The 335-nt window shown below is 64.8% G+C and carries 1 pseudogene; it reads right to left on the bottom strand.

Annotated features, from left to right (window positions below):
* Positions 1-91 precede the first annotated feature (91 nt).
* A pseudogene (locus BV911_RS18980) lies at positions 92-335 on the bottom strand (hypothetical protein); the annotation flags it as partial.

The following is a 335-nucleotide window of genomic DNA, read 5'->3' as shown; positions in this document are numbered from 1 at the left end:
AAATCCCCATAGCAACAAACGCCCCACCAAGCCCCACCCCGCGATTTCCCGCTTGAGCGCTTCTCCGACGCCAAGCAACGATCCGCGTCACTCAAACGACGCGCAAGGCGTCCGAGAAACCTGCATCGAACCGGTCATTCGCCGCACCCCGCGCGAACGGCCGCAGACGGCTTAGCGTAGGATTCCACACTCTCCCGCAAACGACCCGGAAGAGTTCCGCCCGGGCGATGGCGTCATCGTCGACGCTCCAGCTGAACCGGTCGGCCTGCAGATCTGCCTTGAGGAAACGGGTCAGCTCAGCCTCGGCCACGGCGCGGGTGAAGCGGCTGTAGGCG

Source organism: Pseudoruegeria sp. SK021, from assembly GCF_002119405.1.
Taxonomy (GTDB): Bacteria; Pseudomonadota; Alphaproteobacteria; order Rhodobacterales; family Rhodobacteraceae; genus Meridianimarinicoccus.
The sequence above is the reverse complement of the archived record's forward strand: the minus strand, read 5'-3'. Positions and strand labels throughout refer to the sequence as shown.